At 44.9% G+C, this 25,085-nt stretch carries 19 protein-coding genes; 3 read left to right on the forward strand and 16 right to left on the reverse strand.

Annotated features, from left to right (window positions below; genetic code table 11):
- Window positions 1-141: 141 nt before the first annotated feature.
- From M9196_RS20770 to M9196_RS20780, 3 genes are all read right to left on the reverse strand, one after another.
- Window positions 142-1,917, reverse strand: coding sequence for an ABC transporter ATP-binding protein (locus tag M9196_RS20770; RefSeq protein WP_250619408.1), 1,776 nt, complete (start codon window positions 1,915-1,917; stop codon window positions 142-144).
- Entirely contained in the window at window positions 1,911-3,674 is a 1,764-nt protein-coding gene (locus tag M9196_RS20775; protein ID WP_250619409.1) for an ABC transporter ATP-binding protein, read from the reverse strand. Before M9196_RS20775 ends, M9196_RS20770 begins: the two co-directional genes overlap by 7 nt.
- 194 nt (window positions 3,675-3,868) lie before the next feature.
- Window positions 3,869-4,720, reverse strand: a complete 852-nt coding sequence (locus tag M9196_RS20780; RefSeq protein WP_250619410.1) for a LysR family transcriptional regulator — start codon at window positions 4,718-4,720, stop codon at window positions 3,869-3,871.
- A 153-nt stretch (window positions 4,721-4,873) separates the two neighbouring features.
- On the opposite strand from M9196_RS20780, the gene M9196_RS20785 reads away from it, so the two are divergent.
- On the forward strand, window positions 4,874-6,133 hold the full coding sequence (locus tag M9196_RS20785) for an adenylosuccinate synthase (RefSeq protein ID WP_250619411.1): 1,260 nt from the start codon (window positions 4,874-4,876) through the stop codon (window positions 6,131-6,133).
- Between the two features lie 110 nt (window positions 6,134-6,243).
- Here the strand turns inward: M9196_RS20785 and M9196_RS20790 are convergent, their stop codons facing one another.
- Complete coding sequence (locus M9196_RS20790) at window positions 6,244-7,497, reverse strand: DEAD/DEAH box helicase (protein ID WP_250619412.1); 1,254 nt, start codon at window positions 7,495-7,497, stop codon at window positions 6,244-6,246.
- Between the two features lie 296 nt (window positions 7,498-7,793).
- Window positions 7,794-8,483 carry a glutathione S-transferase gene (locus tag M9196_RS20795; protein WP_250619454.1) on the reverse strand — a complete coding sequence of 230 codons (690 nt, stop codon included), beginning with the start codon at window positions 8,481-8,483 and terminating at the stop codon, window positions 7,794-7,796.
- Between the two features lie 248 nt (window positions 8,484-8,731).
- On the opposite strand from M9196_RS20795, the gene M9196_RS20800 reads away from it, so the two are divergent.
- A complete protein-coding gene (locus M9196_RS20800; protein ID WP_250619413.1) occupies window positions 8,732-10,543 on the forward strand; it encodes an ABC transporter ATP-binding protein/permease in 1,812 nt (603 codons plus the stop codon).
- 157 nt (window positions 10,544-10,700) lie between these two features.
- Here M9196_RS20800 and M9196_RS20805 read toward each other — a convergent pair whose 3' ends face one another.
- From M9196_RS20805 to M9196_RS20840, 8 genes are all read right to left on the reverse strand, one after another.
- On the reverse strand, window positions 10,701-12,944 hold the full coding sequence (locus M9196_RS20805; RefSeq protein WP_250619414.1) for a peptidase U32 family protein: 2,244 nt from the start codon (window positions 12,942-12,944) through the stop codon (window positions 10,701-10,703).
- 378 nt (window positions 12,945-13,322) lie between these two features.
- Window positions 13,323-14,453: a site-2 protease family protein gene (locus tag M9196_RS20810; RefSeq protein ID WP_250619415.1), complete on the reverse strand. Its 1,131-nt coding sequence runs from the start codon at window positions 14,451-14,453 to the stop codon at window positions 13,323-13,325.
- 147 nt (window positions 14,454-14,600) lie between these two features.
- Window positions 14,601-14,987 carry a thiol-disulfide oxidoreductase DCC family protein gene (locus tag M9196_RS20815; RefSeq protein ID WP_250619416.1) on the reverse strand — a complete coding sequence of 129 codons (387 nt, stop codon included), beginning with the start codon at window positions 14,985-14,987 and terminating at the stop codon, window positions 14,601-14,603.
- 355 nt (window positions 14,988-15,342) lie between these two features.
- On the reverse strand, window positions 15,343-15,594 hold the full coding sequence (locus M9196_RS20820; RefSeq protein ID WP_250619417.1) for a DUF2999 family protein: 252 nt from the start codon (window positions 15,592-15,594) through the stop codon (window positions 15,343-15,345).
- 160 nt (window positions 15,595-15,754) lie between these two features.
- A complete protein-coding gene (gene betA, locus M9196_RS20825; RefSeq protein WP_250619418.1) occupies window positions 15,755-17,449 on the reverse strand; it encodes a choline dehydrogenase in 1,695 nt (564 codons plus the stop codon).
- Between the two features lie 75 nt (window positions 17,450-17,524).
- Window positions 17,525-18,985, reverse strand: a complete 1,461-nt coding sequence (gene betB, locus M9196_RS20830) for a betaine-aldehyde dehydrogenase (RefSeq protein WP_250619419.1) — start codon at window positions 18,983-18,985, stop codon at window positions 17,525-17,527.
- A gap of 157 nt (window positions 18,986-19,142) precedes the next feature.
- The gene (gene betI, locus M9196_RS20835; RefSeq protein WP_250619420.1) at window positions 19,143-19,745 is read right to left on the reverse strand and encodes a transcriptional regulator BetI; all 603 of its coding nucleotides are present in this window, start codon (window positions 19,743-19,745) and stop codon (window positions 19,143-19,145) included.
- Window positions 19,746-20,011: 266 nt separating this feature from the next.
- A complete protein-coding gene (locus M9196_RS20840) occupies window positions 20,012-21,721 on the reverse strand; it encodes an RluA family pseudouridine synthase (RefSeq protein ID WP_250619421.1) in 1,710 nt (569 codons plus the stop codon).
- 213 nt (window positions 21,722-21,934) lie between these two features.
- Between M9196_RS20840 and M9196_RS20845 the strand changes: the two genes are divergently transcribed.
- Window positions 21,935-22,678: an SDR family NAD(P)-dependent oxidoreductase gene (locus M9196_RS20845; RefSeq protein ID WP_250619422.1), complete on the forward strand. Its 744-nt coding sequence runs from the start codon at window positions 21,935-21,937 to the stop codon at window positions 22,676-22,678.
- Window positions 22,679-22,754: 76 nt separating this feature from the next.
- Here M9196_RS20845 and M9196_RS20850 read toward each other — a convergent pair whose 3' ends face one another.
- The 3 genes from M9196_RS20850 to gloA form a co-directional block, all read right to left on the reverse strand.
- Window positions 22,755-23,153, reverse strand: coding sequence for a VF530 family protein (locus M9196_RS20850; protein WP_250619423.1), 399 nt, complete (start codon window positions 23,151-23,153; stop codon window positions 22,755-22,757).
- 175 nt (window positions 23,154-23,328) lie between these two features.
- Complete coding sequence (locus tag M9196_RS20855) at window positions 23,329-24,426, reverse strand: alkene reductase (protein ID WP_250619424.1); 1,098 nt, start codon at window positions 24,424-24,426, stop codon at window positions 23,329-23,331.
- A gap of 11 nt (window positions 24,427-24,437) precedes the next feature.
- Window positions 24,438-24,821: a lactoylglutathione lyase gene (gene gloA / locus M9196_RS20860; RefSeq protein ID WP_250619455.1), complete on the reverse strand. Its 384-nt coding sequence runs from the start codon at window positions 24,819-24,821 to the stop codon at window positions 24,438-24,440.
- Between the last annotated feature and the right edge of the window lie 264 nt (window positions 24,822-25,085).

Below are 25,085 nucleotides of genomic sequence, written 5' to 3' on the forward strand. Positions count from 1 at the left end.
AAATGGCCATTATTTATATTCTGGTCGCTATCATGCCCTGCATTTATGACAGGTCAGTTACAAATAATTAACATTTGTATTAATTGAAAATCCACAACACTGTGAGTGTCCCGCCTCGGTATGACTCTAGTCATCAATGCATTATTCTTTCGTTGAATTCGGCTCGACAATCGATTCGCTCAATAGCCCAGCATAGATACCATTTAGGGCAACGAGTTGTTGATGATTCCCTTGCTCAACCACCCGCCCCTGATCTAACACCAAAATCTTATCCGAATGCCTAACCGTACTTAAGCGATGAGCAATAGCGATAACCGTTTTTTCTTTGAATAAACGTGTCATTGCCTTTTGGATAAGATCTTCAGTAATGGAATCAACCGAACTCGTTGCTTCATCAAGCATCATCACTTGCCCACCTTGGGCAATCGCCCGGGCAAACGAGATTAATTGCGTTTGGCCCACTGACAGGTTTGAGCCATTTTTATCAAGCAAAAAATCGTAACTCTTGGGTAACTGTGCAATGAATTTGTCCGCGTACACATATTGCGCTGCCTGCTCTACTTGCTCGCGTGATATACCCGTTTTCCCTAAGGCAATATTGAAATGCACGCTTTCGGCAAACAGATGAACATCTTGCATCATCATCGAAAAAAGATGCGCAGTATCGTCACTAGAAAGCATCGACAGCTCAATCCCATTTAACAAGATACTGCCTTCATAATCTTGGTACGTTTTAGATATCAAACGCATGATGGTTGATTTACCTGACCCCGTTGAACCGACTAAGGCGATCTGGTGCCCTTTTTGTAAAACAAACGATACATTTTTCAGTACGTATGGAGAATCAGGCTTATACCGAAAACTCACATTGTTAAATTCTAAACTCTCAAAGTTTCTCAGCGATTCTTCTACCTGATGACTAGCAAGAAGATCTCGCCCCTCTTCTTCGGTTGGCTCAGTGAAAAGTTCTTCAATATGATCAAACGCGGCAAACGAGCTTTGGATGGACGCGATTTGCGACGTGAAATCACGAATAGGCACAAAGACCTTCTCTAGAGTATTAATGAACGCAATCAACACACCCAGCGTTAACGCTCCTTGTAACACTTGTTCAGAACCATACCAAATCATCAAAGCAATGGTGACCGAGGTGATACCTGAAATAAACGAAAACAAAATTGCATCGTATTTATTGATTTTCTTTTGAGCGACTAAGAATTCATCGATGTGCCCGTGGTATTTATTTTCAACGTACTTTTCTGCTCGATACATCTGAACGGTATCCATACCAAACAGTACTTCTTGCAAGAAACCAATCCCCCTCGCTAACGCTGAGCGGGTAATTTTATGCATTGCCCGCAATTTGTTCCTAACTCGCACCGTCAAATACATCACAGGGGGCATCACGACTAATACAATCAGGGTCAATTTCCAATCAATGAACAGCATCATTATGAGCAAAGCGATGGTGTTAATTGAGTCCTTAACCAATCCAACAACAGACTGAACAAACGTCTCGCCTATCGTTTCTAAATCACTAGTAAGGCGAGAAAGCGTGACTCCTGCGGGCACAGTGTCAAAATAACTGCGTGGTAATTTTAGAACCCGTGCAAACAACACCGACCGCATGTCTGTAATAGTATGTTGCCCGGTCTTACGCAAATTATAAGAATAAGTGGTATCCACGACATAGCTGGCAATGAGCACCAACACTAGGTAAACCACGTACTGCAATAATCCACTTAAGTCATTCTTACTAAATTGAACATCAATAATTTGAATGATGAGCCACGGAAACAACAGACTCGTCATGACCGAAAGTGGCAACATAGCAATGCCAATGAACGCGGATTTTTTATAGGTTTTAGCAAACTTAAAAAAGTGTTTAAGATACTTTACGTCAACGCCTTTTAGCATGCGGTGACCTCCGTTTCATTCTGTTGCAATTGCCATGTCTCGTAGTAATACGGGCAAGTTTTTAACAAGGTTTGATGATCACCTTTGGCAATAATTTTTCCCTCGTTGAGAACGATGATTTCATCCATATATTCCAACGCGTTTACACGATGAGAAACCACTAAAACAGACTGATGTTTTAATCTCTGAAAAAGTGCATCCAATATTTTGCGCTCGGTATCGTAATCGACAGCGGAAAGGACGTTATCCATAATAATGAGATCAGCAGGTTCTAACAGCGCGCGAGCAATACTCAACCGTTGTTTCTGACCACCGGACAACATCACGCCTTTCTCACCGACTAGGGTTTGATCGCCGTTTTCAAATCGCGCGACATCTGAGGCCAGTTGGCTTAAAGCAAGCACTTCATCAACCTGCTCTTTGGCTACGTCGCTATGTGGACTGCCAAATCGAATGTTCTCCTCAACTGTCGCTGAAAATAAATACGGGTCCTGAGTGACCGTTTTGATATAGCGTCGCAGATCATGTCGAGAAAAGCTGGCGATGTCTTTATCACCAAGAAACACACTATTACTGGGGATATCAAGATGATGATTAAGACAATTAACCAATGTTGTTTTGCCAGCACCAATCCCCCCCAACACACCGACTTTTTTACCGGCAGGAATATCAAAGCTGATGTCATCGAGAATGAGACGGCTCTCTTTTTGATATTGGAAGCTAAGGTTACGAACAGAGAACGTCTGCCCCTTCAATTGCTCAACGCCATCAAGCGAAAGCACCGTTTTATCGGTGTCAGGAATATCGGCATTCAGAATAGTTTGAGCGCTTTGAATGCCCACTACACCACGTTGATAAATCGTCGCGATGCGCCCTAACTGCATTAAAGGCATCGCCAATAATACGGAATAGGTCAAAAATGCCGTAATCTCACCCAGAGTCAGTTCCTGATTCATCAACATATAACCACCAAGACCCAGAATGAGAATTTTCATCACGTCATTGGCGTAATCTAGAACTGGCATGAGAAAAACCTGAATACGCGTAATTCGCATGCGACAGCGCAACAGTTGTTGGTTAAGTTTTTCCGTTTCTGCCGTCACCCAAGAAGACATTCGCTGGCTTTTGATCAAATCAATGCCTGAAAGGTAGCTCATGAGTTGCGCCGAAAGATTTTGTAGGCGATGCATATGCTCGGTATGCAGTGCTTTCATGCGAGTAAACCCAACACGAAAAATGACAAATGCAATCGAGATGGGGATAACCGAATAGAGGGTTAATTCTGGTGAAATTCGCCACATATACAAAGGGGTCAGTGACAACGCGAACATGGTATTGAAGAACTGGAGAAAGCCAATACCAAATAGCAGTCGAATGCCCATGACATCGTTATTCATAATCGATATCAACCTTCCAGAGGCGAACTTTTCATGATAACTGTGCGGCAATCGATTCAATTTTTCTAACAGGGTATTTTTTAACGCCGCTTCGGTGATACGTCCGGGATTCAGCGCATACATTCGCGACAGAATACGCACCACCACCATGGCAACAGACATACCGACAACAATGCCGACATAGCTTTGTAGCTGCTGATGACCCACATTGGAGGCATCATCAATCAGATCGATAGCCAACTGAATATAACGTGGGATTTCGACTTGAAGCCAATTGACGAGAAAAATAAAAATAATCGCGAGTAGGTACGATTTTCGATTCATATGCACATAGTGCGCGATAAACTGTCTTGTAGTCATGAGAGCTTTATTTGGGAGAAAGTGTCACAGAGAACGATTGAATGCCAAGATAGAGAACAGATTCACGATAGCAAAACAATCGCTTAAGAATAACCTAGATTATCATCAATTTTGATAGAAATAGCGAACCCTATCGAAAGGTTTTATTAATCGAGCACAAAGAGATTGCCAAGTTCTAGATTCAAATTCAGCCCTCAACCATCATAGCCTACCCATTGTAAAAGCTGCTTGGTCGCTTTCGAAAGAATTTGATTTTGCCGTACAATATATCCCAGATTCGTTGTTGGAAACTCCGGTAATGGAGTAATGGTTGTCGTCACGTGACGCTTTGTAGACAACGCAAATTCAGGCACTATCGCAACCCCAAAGCCTGCTTCAGCCCAATCAATTTGTGCGTCAACACTGCCCACTTCCATCACTCGATAGTTTGACAAATTTAACTTTGGCAACGCTTCATCAATCAGATCTCGGGTGCGTGTATCATGCCCTAGAAGAATAAGCGTGAGCTCGCTTTGCTCCTTGATATGTTTTCCAAAATCATTGCCAAACGCGACCCATTTAACTTGCTGCAGTTCGACGAAATGCAGCGGCTGGGTTTGCTTTTGAGAGATCACAAAACCTAAATCAGCCTCTGCATTTTTTACTCGTTCAGAAGCTTGAGAAGACGTGGTATTTAATAAAACGATATCCAGCCCCGGGTACGCCTCTTTAAACAATTTGAATGCTTCAATCAGCAACATCCTTGAAATAATATCGCTCGCCGCAATAGTGATAGTGCCACGATCTAATTCATTGAGCGCATTAAGATCCGCTTGGCAAACTTGTAACTCCTGAAGGGTCTTTAGACTGCTTTCTAACAGGCGTTCCCCGGCTTGCGTCAAATGAAAAGGGCTGCGATCCAGTAGTTTCACACCCGTGCTCTGTTCAAGCTGCTTCAAATGCAAACTCACGTTGGGTTGCGTCATGTGCAATGCATGAGCGGCTTTGCCAAAATGCTTATATTCTGCAAGCGTAACAAAGGTCTTAAGCCAATGAATATCTAGCATATTTCCTCCATAGGTGATGACGTTAGTCGTGGGCTGAACTCGAAGAACAGAGCCAATCGATATGAAATCCTTATCAACCTAATAATTATAATTAATTTTTCTTATTCACTCTACACGGTTAAGCTGATTTCCTAATCAATTAGGAGAAATATTATGTCGTCTATTGTTGTTGTGGGAGCCAATTGGGGTGATGAAGGCAAAGGTAGAATCGTTGATTTTCTAGCAGCGGATGCCTCTGCAAGTATCCGTTTTCAAGGCGGAAATAATGCTGGCCATACCGTCGTGAACGACTTTGGTACTTTTAAATTGCACCAGCTACCAAGCGGCATATTTAATCCTAATTGTACTGCGGTTTTAGGCCCAGGCATGGTCATTAGCCCTGCTGCCTTGAGTGAAGAAATCGCCGAAGTTGAAGCGGCGGGTATAAATGTTAACCTTTGTATCTCTGATCGTGCCACCCTGTGTCTTCCACTGCACGCACTTGAAGATACACTTGAAGAGCAACGCCTAGGTGATGCTGCGTATGGCTCGACTCGCCAAGGGATAGCGCCCGCTTACGGCGATAGAGTGATGAAAAAAGGCATTCTAGTCGGTTGGCTAAAGCAACCGGATGTTCTAGAACAACGCCTTCAGTTCATGCTGGACTGGAAGATGCCGCAACTCAAAGCGCTATACCCTACTTGCGATTACACCCAAACAGCAAAAGAGTTAACAGAGTGGCTTCTTGAGGTCACTCAGTCTTGGCGCCCTTATATTTGCAACGTAACCGAGCCACTGAAGGCCCTCCAAGCACAAAACGCAAACTTACTCTTTGAAGCCCAACTCGGCGCTGGCCGCGACTTAGTCTACGGTGAGTACCCTTGGACGACTTCATCAAACGTGACTGCCGCTTACGCTGGTATTGGCAGTGGATTACCTGCACTTCGACCTGAGCGAGTGATTGCTGTGGCTAAAGCCTTTAGCTCATCAGTCGGCACGGGGACGCTGGTAACCGCAATGGAAGAGCAAGACAACTTCCGTGAAAGCGCCAATGAATATGGTGCAACGACAGGTCGTCCACGTGACATGGGATTCTTTGACGCCGTGGCGACCAAAAACGGTGTTGAGCTTCAAGCCGCAACTGAGATTGCGCTTACAAAAATCGACTGTCTCACTGGCATGAAAGATCTTCGTATCTGTATCGCTTATGATGGCGAACATACCGAAAACCCTATCTGGCCACAAACCGCTGCGCTAAAACCTGTTTATGAAGATATGCAGGGCTGGGATGAAGATATTACTGGTTGCCGTACGTTTGAGAGCTTACCTAAAGGTGCGCAAGCCTATGTCACTCGCATTGAGGCGCTGATGGGCGTTCCCGTTCGTATGGTGTCGGTTGGACCTGAGCGTGAACAAATGATCATACGCGATTAAGCTTCACACAGTTAGAAACGAATAAACCCGGCGATATAGCCGGGTTTATTCGTTCAATAAGCATGATTTAGGGAAATGGCGTTTACGTCGCCAATCACCGGTTTAGAAAACTAGCTACGCTTATTCTTTTTCTTGCCGGTGCCAGCAGGCTTTGCCATTGGCTTATTTAACTGAAGGTATTCTTCTTTAAACTCTTCTTCAACCTCAAAGCCCGCTACTTCCTCACGTTCGAGGCGAATTTTGTTCTTTTTCTCGATGATCTTGAAGTGATGATAATCTTCATAATCAATCAATGATAATGCAAGACCGACTTCTCCCGCACGACCACTTCGGCCAATGCGATGCATGTAATCCGCCGGACTTCTTGGCAAATCAAAGTTAATAACGACAGGTAGTTTCTCAATGTCTAGACCACGGGCTGCAATATCGGTCGCGATCAACACTTCAATCTCACCCGCTTTGAACGCTTCTAGTACTCGGCTACGCGCACCTTGACCTTTGTCACCATGGAACACTTCTGCGGTAATGCCACGTTTTGACAGTTTTTCAGCAAGGTGATTACAAGCGTTTTTAGCATTCACAAAAATAAGGGCTTGTCGCCATTGGTGTTGTTGAATCAAGTGCGCAAGTACCGCTGTTTTCTCGCCTCTATTCACAGAGAACACGCGCTGTACTAGGGTGCTGGCATCAGCACTTTGCAATTGGATTTCAACAGGGTTATTCAACAAGCCTTGAGTTAAGGTTTGCACTTGTTCAGGGAAGGTTGCTGAGAACAATAAGGTTTGCTTACGCTGTGGTACTAGCGCCAATAGTTTGGTCAGTTCTTCGGTAAAACCAAGGCTTAGCATTCGGTCTGCTTCATCAAGCACTAAGGTTTTCACCTTATCTAACTTAATCGCGTTGCTTGAAATGAGATCCAGTAGTCGACCTGGGGTTGCGACAAGAATATCTGTGCCACCACGCAGCGAAAGCATTTGCGTGTTGGCCGACACCCCACCAAACACGGCGACCGTTTTAATCGCGCCGTTAAAGTGCACAGCATAAGAGCGAATCGTGTCTGCAACTTGTTTAGCCAGTTCACGCGTTGGGACGAGAATCAGACCCGTGACATAATTGCCTTTCGTACTTTTGCTCATTGACGGCTTTTCGTCATGCAATTGCTGTAATAGCGGCAAAGCAAAGGTAGCGGTTTTACCTGAACCGGTATTTGCCCCTGCAATGAGATCACGTCCAGCTAAAACACTTGGTATCGCTTGCGCCTGAATCGGCGTTGGCTGTTGATATTCCAGCTCAGTTAGTCGGGCTAATAGCGGTGGAATAAGGCCAAGTTCATTAAAAGTTGCTGGGGTTGTGTTAGTGCTCATCGATGTAAAGGGCTCAGGCTAAAATAATAGCCGGGTATATTAGTCTATTTCCGCCCTTATCCGTTAATAAAATCAGAAAAGAATCCCCGTTATCGGCTAAAAATGACGATTTAAAGTTACCTTTCATTCCACCCTTACCATCGAGTTGGGAGAAGCGTTCGCCACGGTTAACGTTAATCGAACTCAGCATTTAACTTTTATCACACTAAGCATTTAACGTTAATAACACTAAGCATTTGACTTTAATGACACTCAACATTCGTGATAGACGTAAGCTAAAACGCCAATAAGCATGCCTATCGTGACGGCTTGATAGCATCACCAAAATACAAGTCGAGCCTGTTTTCCAACCACAACTCATGTTTTTCCATTACTTTGGAAAACATACGACTTTGCAAGTAGCTGTCTAGCCAGCGACGTAAATTTGGGTAAGGGCTTTGCAAGTACCACTGACGCTCGACACGGGCAAATTTTCGAATGAACGGCATAATGGCAAGGTCGACTATACTTTCAGACTCTGAAAAGAGGAACGAGTGCTTCGACAGTCGCTCTTCTAATGCTGATAACACCACTTCACAGCGCTGACGACAAGCGGCCAAGTTGTCATCATGGTACCGCTTTGCGCAGCTGTAGGCCTCTAACGCTGGGACAAATTCCGCTTCAAAATGGTTAATAAGGCCTATCATCTCTGGTAGTGATTGGCCTTTAGTCGAGGGAAGCAAGTCATCAGGATCGCTTTGGGCTAACGCCCACAACATGATCTCCAAACTTTCTTCAAGCACGGTGTGATCGAGCACCAGAACTGGCACACTGCCCTTTGGGGAGGCTAACAACATTTCCTGAGGTTTATTGTTAAGCTTAACCGCTCTAATCAACACCCGTTGCTTAGACCTAAATATCGCGATTCGAGCGCGCATCGCATAGGGGCAATGCTGCAAAGAATACAGTATGGGTATTACACCGGTTTTTACATCCTGCAAGGGCATATCTTGTATCCAGTTTGATATTGAGTCCAACCGTTGTTCCGCAGGAGTTAATAGCACTCACCCTTAGGGGAACTCAACGGTATTAATAATGAAGGCAGTCCGCGACTCGCCTCTTCTTCACGCCAGTGTTGCACAATAATCTTTGGGATTCAAAATGCAGGTTGCACTGACAGCGATTAATTAGAACTTGCTATTTAACGCTTTAACCCCAATAACTTATCTAACAGAGACAGAATTAAAGGCGCGCTATGCAACCTTCTGATGCATCTAACAACACCGTTAACGCTACCAAGAATCCCACCCCACCAAAGAGTAAAAATTTGGGGATACTGTTTGAACTGATGGCGTTTATTCGTCCCTATAAATGGAAAGTTATCGCGGCATTAATTGCGCTAATTTTTACTGCCTCGTTAACGCTTTCGGTCGGTCACGGTGTCCGTATCTTGATTGACGAAGGATTTTCTCAACAATCAATAAAAGACCTTGGGTACGCGATTCAATTCATTCTTATTGTGACCTTGCTTATTTCCATCGGTACTTTTTTCCGATTTTATTTGGTCTCTTCGGTTGGAGAACGCGTCAGCGCCGATATTCGTTTAGCCGTGTTCAACCATGTTATCACTCTGCATCCTAGTTACTTCGAAACGAATAGCAGTGGTGACATCATGTCCCGTATCACAACGGATACGACCTTATTGCAAAGTATCATTGGTTCATCGTTCTCAATGGCCATGCGCAGCGCACTCATGTGTATCGGTGCGATTGTGATGCTGTTTGCTACCAACATCAAATTGACGCTGATTGTCTTAGCTTCTGTTCCTTTTATCCTGATCCCAATTTTACTGTATGGTCGACGCGTTCGTGCACTGTCTCGTCAGAGCCAAGACTCCATGGCCGATGTCGGTAGTTATGCTGGAGAAGCCATCGAACATATAAAAACGGTGCAAAGCTATAGCCATGAAGTGCAAGAGCGCGCGGCATTCTCTAACGAAGTTGAAAAGGCCTATGAAATTGGTCGCCAACGAGTGAAACAGCGGGCGATTTTAATCTCTGGTGTCATCGTCATCGTGTTTAGTGCGATTGCTGGCATGCTCTGGGTCGGCGGAAGTGATGTGATTAATGGCACCATGTCGGCGGGCGATCTTGGCGCGTTTGTTTTTTACGCCATCATGGTCGCGTCTTCATTAGCAACCATCTCTGAAGTGCTAGGAGAGCTACAACGCGCCGCAGGTGCCACCGAAAGGCTAATAGAGATCTTACAAGTGGAAAGCCATATCATTGCGCCAGTGAACCAGGTTCACACCAGTCAAGTTGTCTCTTCTGATGTCAGCTTTAACAACGTGACGTTTCACTACCCGTCTAGACCAGATGAAGCCGCAACACGCCATTTAACGTTGCATGCTGAAGCAGGTAAAGTGCTCGCATTAGTCGGCCCTTCTGGCGCTGGGAAAACAACCTTATTTGAGCTTTTACAACGCTTTTACGACCCCCAATCAGGATCCGTCACATTAGGCGGAGTCGACGTACGTGACTTCGATCCCATCGACCTTCGTAAACAAATGGCGTTGGTCCCTCAGCAGCCTGCTCTGTTTAGTCATAACGTTTTTCACAATATACGTTACGGTAACCCAGATGCCACTGATGAACAGGTCATCGAGGCTGCGAAAAAAGCCCATGCACACGAGTTCATTATGAACCTACCCGAGGGGTACCATAGCTTTCTTGGGGAGCGAGGAGTCAGACTCTCTGGTGGGCAACGACAACGTATTGCCATCGCTCGTGCGATTTTAAAAGATCCCAATATACTGTTACTTGATGAAGCAACCAGCGCACTAGATAGTGAAAGTGAGCACCATGTGCAGCAAGCGCTAGAAGCCTTAATGCACGGCAGAACGACCATTATCATCGCTCATCGATTGTCGACAATACAGCACGCAGACAACATTGCCGTACTCGAACGAGGACAATTAATTGATGTGGGTAACCACCAATCTCTGCTCAACAGTTGCGAGCTATACCAACGACTTGTTGAGCTGCAATTCAAACATTTAGAGCGTTAAGAACGACCTAAATAAACGCAAAAGCCCCCGAACAGACAACGCTGATCAGGGGCTTTAAAGAGTGACTTCACGATAGTCATCGCTCACGCTAGGAACTAGGAACTAGGAACTAGGAACTAAACAAGAACCCGTCCGTTGTTACTTGCAGAGTCTTTTCTTATAACCCTTGTACATACTGAGCATTAGTACGAACTTCAACTAAGCGATCTAACTGTTGTTGAGAACCCTCAACACCCGCCAGTAAACCTTCGAAGTGTTTGATCAACTCAACTTTATCTTGTTGCTCTTTTGAACCCGCACCGATGTTGGTTAGATCAATAAAGAACTCGTCAAACAATCCCGATAAATCGTTAACAATGTCGTAGTTTAAGAATTGCTCGTGGTTATAGATACTAGGGTAGCCACCTTTTTGTTTATCAACCGCGAACGATATCCCTTTCACATTGGTAATCGTCGTCGCTTTTTCACACTTGAGCATACAGCCATCTTCTATCGCAGCTTTGTTACAACCAACGGTGCGTTGGAAGAAACACTGACGACTCGTCATCATCAAAATCGGATGATAGATACTGTAGAAAAGCTTAAAGTTTTCCGGACGAGAAATATGACGAATCTGGCCATGATTGATCTCATTCGAAATAAACGCACCTGCACAATTTAGCTCTTCTTTTAGCGTAATTAATGCGTGAGAGTTTGTGGTGTTCATAAATGGGCCTGCGACCCACTCAATGCCCATCTCGTAAGCTTTATAAGCGATACCCGTATTGTTGGTCACAATACGTGCTGGTTTCACCTCTTCTAAAACGCGCACTGCTTCATCGTAATCTTTACCGATCAATACCGCAGGGAACCAAGGAATCAATCTTGGGTTAGCAGCAAGAATATCAATGTATTTATTGTTGCGCTTTTTGAAGCTTTCCGGCAATTTGAAGTAAATATCAGCATCTGTCACATCACACAAATGCAGATCTTTTTCATCTGCAATCAACATAGACAACGTCGGCTTGTCATTCACTTTTGCGAACTTCTCCAACGCTGGTACATCAACATGTTTAACAACAGCTACCGAGCCATTCAAAATAAAGTCGATCTCGTCTTTAAGTACCGACACTTCTCTAAATGGAATCGAGAGATCCGCATCAACGGCAGAAAAGTCATACGACTCAATAGTATGAACCGCGCTTTTTAGAGATTTAAACCGTTTTTGCAAGAACTCTTGAGTAATCGATTTTTCATCGGCAGCGGATAAAATTGATGTCGACATCACATCAAAACTGTCTGCATCCGACGTCACCGTCACGGTTAATGGTTGACCCATTTTAGCAGTGAACACTAACGTAACGGGGGTTTTACGAATGTCCAAAAACTCGATTTTTTCTCGCATTTCTTGGCCAAGTGCGTTCTTATCCGCATGAAGTTCAGTGTTCACGTCTTGGATCTGAACGACCGATATCGCCCCTTTCTTTTCAGCCGCATAGTTAGCGCTGTTATCACGAGGGTTATCGATAAACATGTCCTTTGTTAAATTGCCTTTTAAGAACGAGTTCGTGAAGTCACGGTTGAATACTTTGTGCAAGTTAGAGTCGTCTTCAATCAATAAGCCCTTTTCTACAAAGCTATCAATCTGTTTGCGCCATGTATCAATCACAGTGTAAACGTAGTGCGCGCCTTTAATACGACCTTCAACTTTTAATGAATCGACTTTTGCATCCACCAATTCCGGTAAATCGTAGTATGCTGAGTTGTCTTTTAAGTTGAGTGGGAACTTGTTGCCCGCATTGGTAATTTCATACTCATCACGGCACGCTTGGCTACAGCGACCACGGTTTCCTGAATTACCGACACTCACTGAACTTGAATAGCACTGCCCTGAGAAAGCAATACACAATGCGCCGTGCACAAATACTTCGGTTAATACATCGTGGTCGTGAGCGACTTGCGTCAGCATTTTTATTTCAGGCAGGTTTAACTCGCGAGACAGGTTTACACGCGTTGCGCCAATCTTAGAAAGGAACTTAATCTGACCTTCATTGTGCGTTGTAAGCTGTGTAGAAGCATGAACATCTAGCGTTGGGAAATGCTTTTTCACTAAATCGAACAAACCTAAATCTTGAACGATAATGCCATCTACTTTCGTATTCACTAATTGGTTAAGTAACTTAACAATGCTCTTAATCTCATACTCAAGAAGCACGACATTCAGAGTTAGGAACACCTCACAGCCATATTCATGAGCAAGGCGAATGACACCATTTAACTCATCAAGAGATAAGTTCGACGCTCGGTTACGAGCGTTAAAGGTGTCCAACCCACAATAGACGGCATTCGCGCCTGCAACGATTGCTGCTTTGATGGCTTCTACATCGCCGCCCGGTGCCAATAACTCAATTTTTCTGCTCATTAGAAAATGCTCACTTGCTAGACTTGTATTTTTTTGAGGGCGTATTCTACCTAGATCACACTATTATTACCACACACGATCCGCATCATGTAACAACTAATTTAAAATGATGTTAATACCCTTAATTCACTCATGGACTAATCAGGTACATGGCTGTGAGCGCGCTCAACAATCGTGTGAAAATCGAACGGTATAGTAAATCAAACGTTCCGGTAAATGGATAAGTCTGATAGATCGAGCAAGTATCTTCATCAAGCATTGATAACTCGACGCCAGTGACTCTACTTATCGATGACGATAAAAAGAGCCACGAGTAAAGGGTCACATTAAACGATTAACGATAGTCATTAGCCGGGGAAGATGAAGCAAACCGCGTCATTAACTTTGCAGAATCAGTAGTGGTAACCCCAGCATATCGTCCCCGGAGCCTGCAAGGTACCAGATAATCCCAACTAAGCTGGCGACAGTAACAACGTACCAAATGGCGGAGACGATCTGACCAGAACGATCCAGTGGCAATAAATGGCTATAATGGCGAGCTCGCCACTCAAACCCAATTTCAATACTACCAATCAGTAGCATCAAGCCTAAAAGAGTTAGGTTTAAGGTATAACTTAGATAAACACCAAACGCCGCACCAGCAATACACATCACCAGCCCAACTAAAGAGTTCATGGAAAAGCTGATGCTTTTTAAAATATGTCCACCATCCAGCGGTAAGATCGGCAACAGATTAAACAGATTGAGTAACGCATTAAAGGCAGCGAGACCTGCGAAAATGTCGGCGCCCGTAACCCAGTAAGCCACCAAAGACAGCAGCGACATAAACAAACCAAACGTTGGTCCCATGATAGAAATCACGACGTCTTGCCAACGAGTGTTAATCCTTTCATCACTCAACGCAAGCCCACCCATAAATGGGATTAAGTAGATACCTTTGGTTTTCATACCAAAGTATTTCATCGCTCGAATGTGTCCATATTCATGGAACACTAAACAGGCGATCAGCGCCAATGCAAACTGCAGTGAAAACAACCAAGAGTACGCGGCGACACTTGCCCCCATCAATACGACTTTGATGACTTTGGCACTTTTAAGTAACTTAAACCCTAAAGACGCCAAGCCGATGACACTCAGCTTGTTTTGTTTTTCTATCGGTGTAACAGGAACCTGCTGTTCAATATCTTTTGTGTTTCTATCGCCCTGCGTCACTTGTTCGTCGTTGACAAATAATTGATAGCGAATCGTAAAGGGCTGCCAGGTTAAATCGGTAACGAGTCTTACTGTGAGGGTCTGTGAAGCCGCGACTTCCATCGTCGCGTCAGGGGCACCGCTAACTTGTGGTGTCTGTACCGACAGTTGAAATTGATGCTCTTTGACGCCGTCATAATCCGTGGAAGCCGGTATAACCGAGACAACCTCCCCTCCCCAAAAAAGCTGCTGCCAACCCGCCATAGAGCCTTCCAAGCGAAGTGATTTACCTAAGCAGTCGATATTTAGTAGTTCCAATTTACACTCTTTTTATTTATAGAATCAAAGACAAGCCAAGCAACGTCGGCTAATGGCTGTCAATATACAGCGCAATGTTGGCATTCTCTACTTCTTCTTATGCTTCTGCTGTCCAGAGCATAAGCCTTTGATCACTGTGCGTACTGGTCAGCGAGAACACGTGCCATTGTTACATCGCGATTTTCCCGTTAACCAAAACGAAATCTGGTAGCGGTTTTTGGCAAAATAGAGATAACACCGATCAGCAATAGGTTTAATGAAACGCCAGCGAAGCGGCGCATACAACCACCCCTTCCCCACCAATTTCCAAGCATGGTAAGTTACGTCTAGCCCCAGCCAGAGTCGGCCATCTTCATCAAGTGCATGTAAAATGGTATTTGCCTCTACTCGGTCTATTTGTGGATACGCCTCAAAAGCATCACTGTAGATGTCCACAGTATCGATTTTGTTGTTTTCATCGTGTTTTGTCAGCGCCGCCATTTCTTTCTTACACAACGGACAGGTACCGTCATAAAATATCGTGAGAGTTTGCATTTTGCCTCCATCCAATGCCTTAACACAGTTGTACGAGCGCAGCCTATGTTCGATCGCTGATGTTATGTTCGATTGCCAATGTTATGTTGAGTTCGGGTAATATTACGCAAAATGACACGAGAAGAAGAAATAGGCGAGGATACGAAGAGTGCCGCTCCAAGCAGTATCGTTAGCGACTAAGCAGTATCGTTAGCAACTAAGTAGTATCGTTAACGATATAGAGAGCGATGTCGCGACTGACATCGATGGCAACATGGATAAAGTACCACTTATCACGAAGCCTAAAATCATGTGGAATCTAAACAAACGATTAGATTCCACAAGCACAAGCGCTGACCAAATCAGCCCTATGCGGCTATTTATTTAATTGCGCTTTTGCTGCTTCAACTTTCGAAAAGTCTAAACCTAGCTCTTCGACCGCTTCTTTAATCAATGTTGGGTTTTGCATCACTTGCGTCATCAATTGCTGAAGTTGCTCTTGTGGGAGACCTAGCTGACCAATGGTCGCCATTGCTGCTAGCGGGTTTTGAGTTAGGGTTTGGAACAACTCACTTACCTGCTCATCACTGATATTATTTTCTTTTAGGATAGCTAGAATCGGGTTCATGTTACTGCCTCATTGGATCTATTAAATCGAGTAGACGCGTATTCTACCATCCCGACCTACGCTGTGAAGCGCTTTCATAACCATTCTTGCAAAAATGCCATTGGCTCGTTCGATAGAAGTCATGAGGTTTAGATAGATAAAATAAGTTCACACGGCTTTATCAGGGGACCATTGGACGTTCGGCCACACCATGTCGCTGTGTCGTTTCCCAATTAGGAGCAATCCAGGTGGGGGCTTCTGACTTGGTCAGTGGCGATTGATTCAATATCGCATCAGCAATTTTCTCAGCCACCATAATTGTCGGCGCGTTTAAATTGCCATTGGGTATGGTTGGAAATACTGACGAGTCGACGACACGCAAAGCACTGATATGTCTAACTTGGCAATCTGAATTGAGTACGGCCATCGCATCATTATCCGCTCCCATTTTTAGTGTGCAGGAGGGATGATACGCACTTTCAACATTTTGACGTACCCACGCATCAATCGCATCGTCACTGATGACATCCCTACCAGGTTGAATTTCCTCGCCACGGTACGCATCCATCGCAGGTTGCGCCAAAATTTCTCGAGTAAGACGAATGCAATCTCGCCAGTCCTGCTTGTCTTGTTCTGTACTGATATAGTTAAATTCGATGTGTGGCTTTTGATGTGGGTCGTTTGACGTAATGAAAATTCGTCCACGACTTTGAGGTTTATTTGGACCCACATGCACCTGAAAACCGTGTCCGGAGAACGCTGCTTGGCCGTCATAGCGCATTGCAGCAGGCAAAAAGTGATACTGCAAGTTTGGCCACTTGAGTCCAGCACGAGAACGAATAAACGCACACGATTCAAAGTGATTTGTCGCACCTAGACCATCTCGGCGCAGTATCCAGCGAGCGCCAATTAACCCTTTACTGATTAAACCAAGTTTGCTGTTTAATGTAATCGGTTGAAGGCACGCGTATTGAAAATAGATCTCTAAATGATCTTGTAAATTTTCACCCACACCGGGTAGATCAACTGCCACCTCAATACCTGCCTGCTCTAACACTTGTTTAGGCCCAACGCCTGACAGTTGCAGCAGTTGCACCGAACCAACAGAACCGGCGCAAAGCAGCACCTCTCGGTTAGCGAATAGCGATTCAGTGTTATGGCCTTTTTCAATTTCTACGCCAACGGCTTGCTTGTCTTGCAATAGCACACGTCGAGTAACCACACCTGTCTTGAGCGTCACATTGGGGCGCTTCATGGCTCGACGTAAGTACGCGTTAGAGGTGGATGCTCTTACCCCTTTATCAACGGTCATATGCATTGGCCCAAAACCTTCTTGCTGGTAGCCGTTATAATCGTCGGTTTTCGGATAACCAGCTTGCTGTCCAGCATCAATAAAGGCGTCATACAGCGGGTTCAGTGTCATGTTGTTACCATTACAAGTCGCAACAGGACCATCGCCACCGCGATAAACGTCTTCACCGCCCATCCAAGACTCAGCACGACGAAAATATGGCAAGCATTCTTGATAGCTCCAACCTGCAGCACCTTGCTCTTGCCACTCATCAAAGTCACAAGCATGACCTCGCACATACACCATACCGTTGATGGACGAGCTTCCACCCAGCACTCTCCCTCGTGGACAATGTAAACGTCGATCGTCCAAACCTGTTTCTGGCTGCGTTTCAAATTGCCAAGCGTATTTTTCACTGTTCATTGGATAAGATAAGGCGGTCGGCATTTGAATAAATATACTCCGATCAGTGCCTCCAGCTTCAAGCACCAGAACACTGTGCTCACCCGAAGCACTCAATCTATCGGCTAACACACAGCCTGCTGAGCCTGCACCAACAATGATGTAGTCATACTTGGTCGTCATTTCCTTTCCCTTTGAATCCAATAATAAAATGCACGTTCTGAGCCCACTCACCTTCATACTAAAGGTCTAGTTTTTCTATTCGTAAGGACAGTCCAGATCGCCAAGCTCAATCATCACGCTCTTGTTTTGGGTATAGTGATTAAGCGTTTCAATCCCATTTTCACGTCCGATACCCGATTGTTTGTAACCCCCTACTGGCATTTCTGCCGGAGAGCCTCCCCACGTATTCACCCAGCAGATCCCAGCTTCTATTTTTGCAATCACCCGATGTGCACGAGACAGATTTTGAGTAAATAGTCCTGCCGCCAAGCCATATTGCGTATCATTGGCTCGTCGAATCACCTCTTCTTCGTCAGAAAAACGCAGTACAGACATGACAGGGCCAAAAATCTCCTCTTTGACTTGTGGCATATCATCCGCGCAATCAACAAAAATTGTCGGTTGAACAAAATACCCCTTCTCAAGACCTTGGTTGGTTTCACGAGCGCCACCGCAAAGTAAGCGTGCTCCCGACGCTTTGCCCGCTTCAATAAAACCTAATACCTTCTCTAGATGCTCAGCTGAAATTAACGCCCCTATTTGCGTGGACATGTGCGCTGGATTACCGATAACTAACTTGCGGGTTCTTTGTTGTAACTGCTCAATAAACGCGTCATAAACGTTCTCATGAACAAACACACGAGTGCCATTAGTACAGACCTCACCTTGAGTGTAAAAATTAGCAAGCATCGCCGCCGATACGGCATTTTCCAGCTTTGCATCTTCAAACACGATAAGAGGTGATTTACCGCCTAACTCCATCGTCACGTCCTTCAGCGTACCTGCTGCATCTGCCATGACTTTTTTCCCCGTCCCTGATTCGCCCGTAAACGATACTTTCGAGATATCAGGATGACGCGACAGGCACTGCCCTACGCGGTAATCCCCTTGCACAACATTAAACACGCCGTCAGGAACACCCGCCTCGGTATAAATCTCAGCAAGTTTTAGTACCGATAATGGCGTTTCTTCTGATGGTTTGAAGACCATCGCATTACCCGCTGCTAGAGCCGGTGCTGATTTCCACATCGCGATCTGAATAGGATAGTTCCACGCCCCGATACCCGCGCAAACACCCAGCGGCTCGCGACGCGTATAAAAAAACTGGCCATGACCTAAATCTTGTTGCTGCCCTTGAATCGTTGCGGCTAAACCAGCGTAGTATTCAACAACGTCTGCACCCGTGACAATATCCACTTCTATCGCTTCTTGGATTGGCTTACCAGTGTCTTGAACTTCCAATGCAGCAAGTTCATCATTGCGCTCACGAAGGATTGCCACGGCGCGCATCAAAATACGCCCTCGCTCTGAGCCACTCATAGCAGACCAAACTTTGAATCCCTGCTTAGCGGACTCCACCGCGCGGTCAACGTCTTGTGTGCTTGCTTGGCCTAACTCCGCTAGCGTTTCACCAGTTGCAGGATTACGCGTTAAAAAGGTTTCGTTTGATGAGGCTGGCGTGGCCTGACCGTGAATATAGAGAGACTTCATTTGCATCCATGTTCCTTGATGATTCATCTAATTTGGCGTGCTACACCTAGCTTTTTCGCAGACTAATTGTCGCGCAGCATAATTTCGATACAGTCTAGTTTCGATACAGACTAATTTTCGCTAAAGGCCCATTTGCCTTCGAATTAACGGCTGCACTGTCGGGCTACTGTGGGGGCGTTAACGCCGTAGGTAACTGTTTTTCTAGATAATCAGAGATAATCAGCTGCGCGTTTTGAGCACAAATGCCTTGTGGATTCAGCGCACCACGTAGCCAAATACCATCGATCAATGCCGCGATACCTTGAGCAACAAATTTAGCCTGCTGTTCGGGCAACACTTGTTTTAACTCTCGGCGAAGGTGTGACAACAAACGCTTTTCATTCACACGTTGAAGTCGGTAGAGGTCCTTGTCGTGCATGGACTGTGCCCAAAATGCAAGCCAAGTCTTTGTCACCTTACTTTCAACTTGATAGCCATCGAAATTCGCTGCCACTATCGCTTTCACTCGACCAGGAACATCTTGGCTATCAACGGCGCTTAAATGTTGAATTGATGTCGCAGATAACTGACGTAATACCGAGCGCATCGTTTCTTGTAGCAAGCCATGTTTACCACCAAAATAATGATTAATAATGCCTGCTGACACCCCAGCTTTTCGGCTAATGAGTGCAACACTTGCGCCAGACAGCCCAACTTCATCAATGACGGCTATGGTCGCCTCTACAAGTTGTGGGCGACGTATCTCTGGCATTCCTACTTTTGGCATAAATGTTACCTGAATGTTTTTTAATTGAACGTTCAATTAAAAATAAATTGCCATTTATCAACCGAAAAGTCAAAAATCATTAGCTTAATTGTTTAAAATAAGTAACTGGAACAACGAGTTTATGTGGGTAAATGAATATCGAGGAATATTCACCGAATCGAGGCATACATACGATTAAACGCAAAAGAAGAGAGACTCATGGACGTTTAGACCGCCGGAAAAAGTATCACCAAACCACCGTTCTCTTCTTTTGGTAAACAAGTTATCTAAAAGTCTTCACACACTTCAAATTCCATTACTTCCCCTGTTGATGGGTGTTGAAATTTCAAATACCCAGCGTGAAGATGTAAACGGGTATCCTTAAATCCATACAAATCATCACCGACGATGGGTATATTGAGACCTGCTTGATGGGCACAATGGACACGTAATTGATGGGTTCGTCCTGTCTTGGGAAATAAATGAATTTTAGTTCGATTGTCGGTGACATCGATCACCCGATACGTGGTTTCCGCTGCTCTGCCTTCTTCATGGCAGACCATTTGCCTTGGTCTGTCCGCTAAGTCGCCTCGAAGTGGTAACGTAATAACGCCAGTCTCTCGCAGGATCTTACCTTCAAGTAGTGCGGTGTAACGTTTTTCTACCCTGCGGTCAATAAATTGCTTCTGCACGTGTTTATTCGCTTCACCAGAAAGTGTGAGCACGAGCAGTCCGGATGTCGACATATCAAGACGATGAACAATCATAGGTCCAGTCGCATGAGGGTATCTTGCTTGCATTCGAGCCTGTACCGAATCACTGATGTACTTGCCTGAAACGGATAAAAATTCTGCAGGTTTATTCACGACCACCAATACATCATCTTCATAAACAATATCTAGTGATTTATCGAATGACGGCGTTTGCTCAAGAGGGCTAGGATCAATCGCTATACCTTCCAGCATATGCTGTAACACCTCAAAGCACTTACTTTGACAAACAGGGTATAAGTTTTTATGTTGGCGGATTTGATCATAAGGCGCAGCGCCCCACCAAAATTCACCTAATGCGAGCGGCGTGAGGTTTTGTAAAAACGCAGCTTGCAATAGTTTAGGCAAATTTTGCCCTGACGACTGCGTAATTGGCTGTTGATCATCACTTTGGCTAGATTGACTAGACAAATCGAACAGGCTTTTCTTGACGCCTTTTCGATTTAAAAACTGGACGGATTTCTGCTGTTGAATCTTTAGTAAAGCCTGCAATTCCTTATGTTGAGTTTCCATTCTTGCGATCTTGCATTGCTCGTGCTGGTATTGCTCTTCAATATCAGCTAATTGACTCTGCCATTGCTGTTTTAGTGCTTTAAACGCCCTTTTTTCGTGGCTACTTTGCACACCTAGCGCCTGAATAAAGCTCTGTAAACCCGCATCATCGATTGATTGCCCAAGTTGGCTTTCCATATCGAGTCTTTGCTGTTTTCGCTCGGCTTTTGCCTCACTATTTCGCTGTTGTTGTGCTGCAATCTGCCGCTCTGACTCTAGACGTTGTTCCTGTAGATGTTGCTTTAGTTGCAGGTAATTCGCCGAGCTTCTCTGCTTACTAATATCGAGTTCAAGTGACGTAAGCTGACCATCTAGATCTTGGGTTTTCGACGTATTCACATCAACAACCGCTTCAACAACCGCATCAACAAAAAATGTTGGGTACGCTTGATTACAATCTGCCTGGATAACGTCATCACAAAACGATGATAAATACCCGATATCGCCCGCTGCATTTTTCACTACTAATACACCAAACATCATGCCCCGCTGAGCAAAATCATATGACCACTCAGCTTGTGTCTCGAGGTAGTTTTGTAACTCAGTCATTGCCATCGCCGCTAAAGGATGCGGCGTGTAATAATAAGGGAAAGTAAAGGCGCTCGGCAGCGTGCAGTCACTGATATCCGTTGTGAACGAGAGAAGGTGTTTGACGTTAGAATTAATGGGCTTCATCTAGAATTAGTATCGTCTGCGACTATCGCCCGCCATAGAAAACAATGTCTATCACTTGCGTGTCAGTTGGTGTGGGAGTAACGCCAATAATAGCATAAAGCCGGAACCAAAAGCGCCAGCAACTTTATTACCATTTGCATTGCTTCTTGTTTGTGATTACTGCGTAGAAACGGTGTTGGGCGGGTTTGAATACAGATAAGTTAGGAGACACGGATGAACATCCTTATTATTGGAGGCTCTGGAGGAATAGGTTTTGCCTTGGTAGAGCACTTTCTTTTAGCGAGTGAAACGACCATGATTCATGCCACGTTTTGTCGGCATTCACATGCTCTTGTGTCGCCAAAACTGGTCTGGCATCAACTGGATGTCACATCGGAGCAAGATATTCAAACTTTAGCGGCAGCGATTCCAAACATAGATATCGTGATCAACGCTGTGGGTTTTTTGCATCAAAGCCAATCTCAAGGTCAATCTCAAGGACCTTCGCAAGGGCAATGCATGCCCGAAAAATCAGTGAGCCAATTCAGTCCAGATTTCTTCCATAAAAACATACAACTCAACACCACATCCACACTACTACTCGCCAAGCATTTTGCTCAAGCGCTACGCTCTAAAAAGCCGACGTATTTTATCGCACTGTCAGCTCGCATAGGCAGTATCGAGGATAACCAACTTGGGGGATGGATCAGTTACCGTTGCTCAAAGGCTGCGTTAAATATGGCGATTAAAACCATTAGTATTGAATGGCAATACAAAAATCCAACCTGCTGTGTGTTCTCTTTTCATCCCGGGACCACGGATACGGCGCTGTCTACACCGTTCCAAAGTAAGGTTCCGCCACACAAACTTTTTCCCCCACACTTGGTTGCCCAGAAGCTCGTCGCTTTAATGAACACCGTCACTCCCAGTGATACCGGAAAATTCTTTAGTTTTGATGGCAGTGAAATACCTTGGTAACGATTCTGGAATCAGGCACGTTCCCTGCACCTGAAGCAATCTTTCCCTGCACCTGAAAAATGTAGCTTTCCGTCGATTAACGACCTCTATGACGACCGCCAGACGTACGTGCTTTGTACGTGGATGCCGCTTTAGCTTGTGACGCGTGAATAGATTCAACCGTCAACTTCATTGGCTCTTTAGGCACAATACCATTAGCAAAAGTACGCTTACGAGGTGGGATGTCATATTCCTCCTCTCTTGGTTTAGGCATACGCTTAAAACGTGAAAGATAAAAGATCTCAACCTTCTCTCGTGCCCATTCTGTTTTTTTCAAGTACTTCACGCTGCTGGCGATAGACGGGTTGGTGTGAAAACAGTTCATACGCATCGCTGCGTCCAAAATGTCCCACCCATAATAATCAACAAGTTCAGTCACCATCTCTTCAAGTTTAAGGCCATGGAGAGGGTTGTTTTGTTGTTCTTCTAATGACATGGGAGTCCTACAGTACATTGGTAATATCAAGCGTAGTATACGATGTTAATTCACTCCTTGATAAAAAAACTTCAATACCGATTCAAAAATTTGTCTTTATCGCGCTGCAAACAAAAAACCGCACAGAAATTGTGCGGTTTTCATTCACTGTATCGACAATACTCGTTATCTAAGATTACTGACCATACGCTGGGTAATCATTCAGACCTTTTTCATTGCCACCAAACAACGTATTGGGATCATGTTCGGCTAATGGGTATTGATGTTGAATTCGAGCAGGTAAATCGGGATTAGCGACAAAAGGTCGACCAAAACCAACCAGATCGGTCATACCTTCGACGACTGCCTGCTCAGCTTTTTCTGCGTTATAACGCCCTGCATAAATGAGCACCCCTTTAAATGCATCGCGGACCGCTTGCTTAAAGGCCACTGGCGTTCCTGGTGCGTCGTCCCAATCGACTTCTGCGATGTGCAGGTACACGATACCAAGTTCATTTAGCATGGCTGCCGCCGCGGTATACGTTTCTACTGGATTTGCATCCACCGTGCCATTTAGAGATGTAAACGGCGCCAAACGCACACCGACTCGGTCAGCGCCAATCGCATCGCTCATCGCTTCTACCACTTCTCGCATGAAACGCAATCGATTTTCGACAGAGCCGCCATATTCGTCAGTACGGTTATTGGCCTCTGAATCAATAAATTGATTGATCAAATATCCATTCGCCGCGTGAAGTTCAATCCCATCAAACCCGGCTTCTAACGCATTGATCGCCGCTTGACGATACTGACCAACAACGTCCAAAATGTCAGACTTCGTCATGGCACGAGGTTCCACCACGTCCACAAAGCCAGGCTCTTGCGTGCAATTGTCAATAAACACTTTCACGTTCTCAGCCTTAATCGCTGAAGATGAAATAGGTTGTTGGCCGCCAATATTATCTGGGTGAGTCACACGACCGACATGCCATAGCTGTGCAAAAATAACACCACCGTTATCATGTACCGCGTCCGTTACCTTTTTCCAGCCTCTAATTTGCTCCGCAGAGTAAATACCTGGTGTCCAAGCATAACCTTGTCCTTGAGGATGAATTTGAGTGCCTTCTGCAACAATCAATCCAGCACTTGCACGCTGTGCATAGTATGTCGCCATCATATCATTGGCGACATTACCAGGTTGCGTAGCACGTGAACGCGTCATCGGAGGCATGACGATACGATTCTTTAATGTAAGAGAACCAAGTTGCAACGGTTGAAATAAAGCGTCTTTCATTATGATTTCCTTTAGTTAACTTGGATCAGTTCAATTTGGTAGCCGTCTGGGTCAACAACAAAAGCGATGTGAGTACTGCCCCCTTTGACTGGACCTGGCTCACGAGTGACTTGACCACCCTGCTGTTTAATTGCGTCGCACATAGCATAGATATCATCGGTTCCAAGCGCGATGTGACCGAAGGCGTTGCCCATTTCGTACTGGTCGGTGTCCCAGTTAAATGTCAGTTCAATCGTCGAACTGCTTGGTTGCCCTGGATACCCTACAAACACCAGCGTATAGCGATAATCGTTATTGTCGGTTCTATCTAATACAGACATCCCCAGCACTTGTGTATAAAATTCAATAGACTTTTCAAGGTTGGCGACGCGTAACATGGTGTGCAAAATTTTCATTTTCATCATTCTCTATCTAAGCGTTCAAGCGGTGGAACGACCAACCGTGAAACGTGACTAAATCATTGGCACTATCTTAACGCCCCTTCAATAAATGTATAATTATCATTAGTTCTTATAATTATAATATTTTGTTATTACGCTAATGAATAAAACATCCAAACACTAACAACGGCTATTTAGTCGCAACGCCTCGCAGCGCCATGGATAGACCCCGCTGAAATACACAAGGTTAATTCATTGAATAATATTGTTATTTATCAC

The sequence above is a fragment of the Vibrio methylphosphonaticus genome, assembly GCF_023634655.1.
GTDB classification, from domain to species: domain Bacteria; phylum Pseudomonadota; class Gammaproteobacteria; order Enterobacterales; family Vibrionaceae; genus Vibrio; species Vibrio methylphosphonaticus.

Bases quoted from the DNA above. Each gene is read 5' to 3' on its own strand.
- M9196_RS20845 (WP_250619422.1), top strand. From the start codon at position 21,935: ATGAACATCCTTATTATTGGAGGCTCTGGAGGAATAGGTTTTGCCTTG.
- M9196_RS20855 (WP_250619424.1), bottom strand. From the start codon at position 24,426: ATGAAAGACGCTTTATTTCAACCGTTGCAACTTGGTTCTCTTACATTA.
- M9196_RS20780 (WP_250619410.1), bottom strand. From the start codon at position 4,720: ATGCTAGATATTCATTGGCTTAAGACCTTTGTTACGCTTGCAGAATAT.
- M9196_RS20800 (WP_250619413.1), top strand. From the start codon at position 8,732: ATGCAACCTTCTGATGCATCTAACAACACCGTTAACGCTACCAAGAAT.
- M9196_RS20840 (WP_250619421.1), bottom strand. From the start codon at position 21,721: ATGAAGCCCATTAATTCTAACGTCAAACACCTTCTCTCGTTCACAACG.
- M9196_RS20775 (WP_250619409.1), bottom strand. From the start codon at position 3,674: ATGACTACAAGACAGTTTATCGCGCACTATGTGCATATGAATCGAAAA.
- betA (WP_250619418.1), bottom strand. From the start codon at position 17,449: ATGACGACCAAGTATGACTACATCATTGTTGGTGCAGGCTCAGCAGGC.
- gloA (WP_250619455.1), bottom strand. From the start codon at position 24,821: ATGAAAATTTTGCACACCATGTTACGCGTCGCCAACCTTGAAAAGTCT.
- betB (WP_250619419.1), bottom strand. From the start codon at position 18,985: ATGCAAATGAAGTCTCTCTATATTCACGGTCAGGCCACGCCAGCCTCA.
- M9196_RS20815 (WP_250619416.1), bottom strand. From the start codon at position 14,987: ATGCAAACTCTCACGATATTTTATGACGGTACCTGTCCGTTGTGTAAG.
- betI (WP_250619420.1), bottom strand. From the start codon at position 19,745: ATGCCAAAAGTAGGAATGCCAGAGATACGTCGCCCACAACTTGTAGAG.
- M9196_RS20805 (WP_250619414.1), bottom strand. From the start codon at position 12,944: ATGAGCAGAAAAATTGAGTTATTGGCACCGGGCGGCGATGTAGAAGCC.
- M9196_RS20785 (WP_250619411.1), top strand. From the start codon at position 4,874: ATGTCGTCTATTGTTGTTGTGGGAGCCAATTGGGGTGATGAAGGCAAA.
- M9196_RS20850 (WP_250619423.1), bottom strand. From the start codon at position 23,153: ATGTCATTAGAAGAACAACAAAACAACCCTCTCCATGGCCTTAAACTT.
- M9196_RS20795 (WP_250619454.1), bottom strand. From the start codon at position 8,483: ATGCCCTTGCAGGATGTAAAAACCGGTGTAATACCCATACTGTATTCT.
- M9196_RS20820 (WP_250619417.1), bottom strand. From the start codon at position 15,594: ATGAACCCGATTCTAGCTATCCTAAAAGAAAATAATATCAGTGATGAG.
- M9196_RS20790 (WP_250619412.1), bottom strand. From the start codon at position 7,497: ATGAGCACTAACACAACCCCAGCAACTTTTAATGAACTTGGCCTTATT.
- M9196_RS20770 (WP_250619408.1), bottom strand. From the start codon at position 1,917: ATGCTAAAAGGCGTTGACGTAAAGTATCTTAAACACTTTTTTAAGTTT.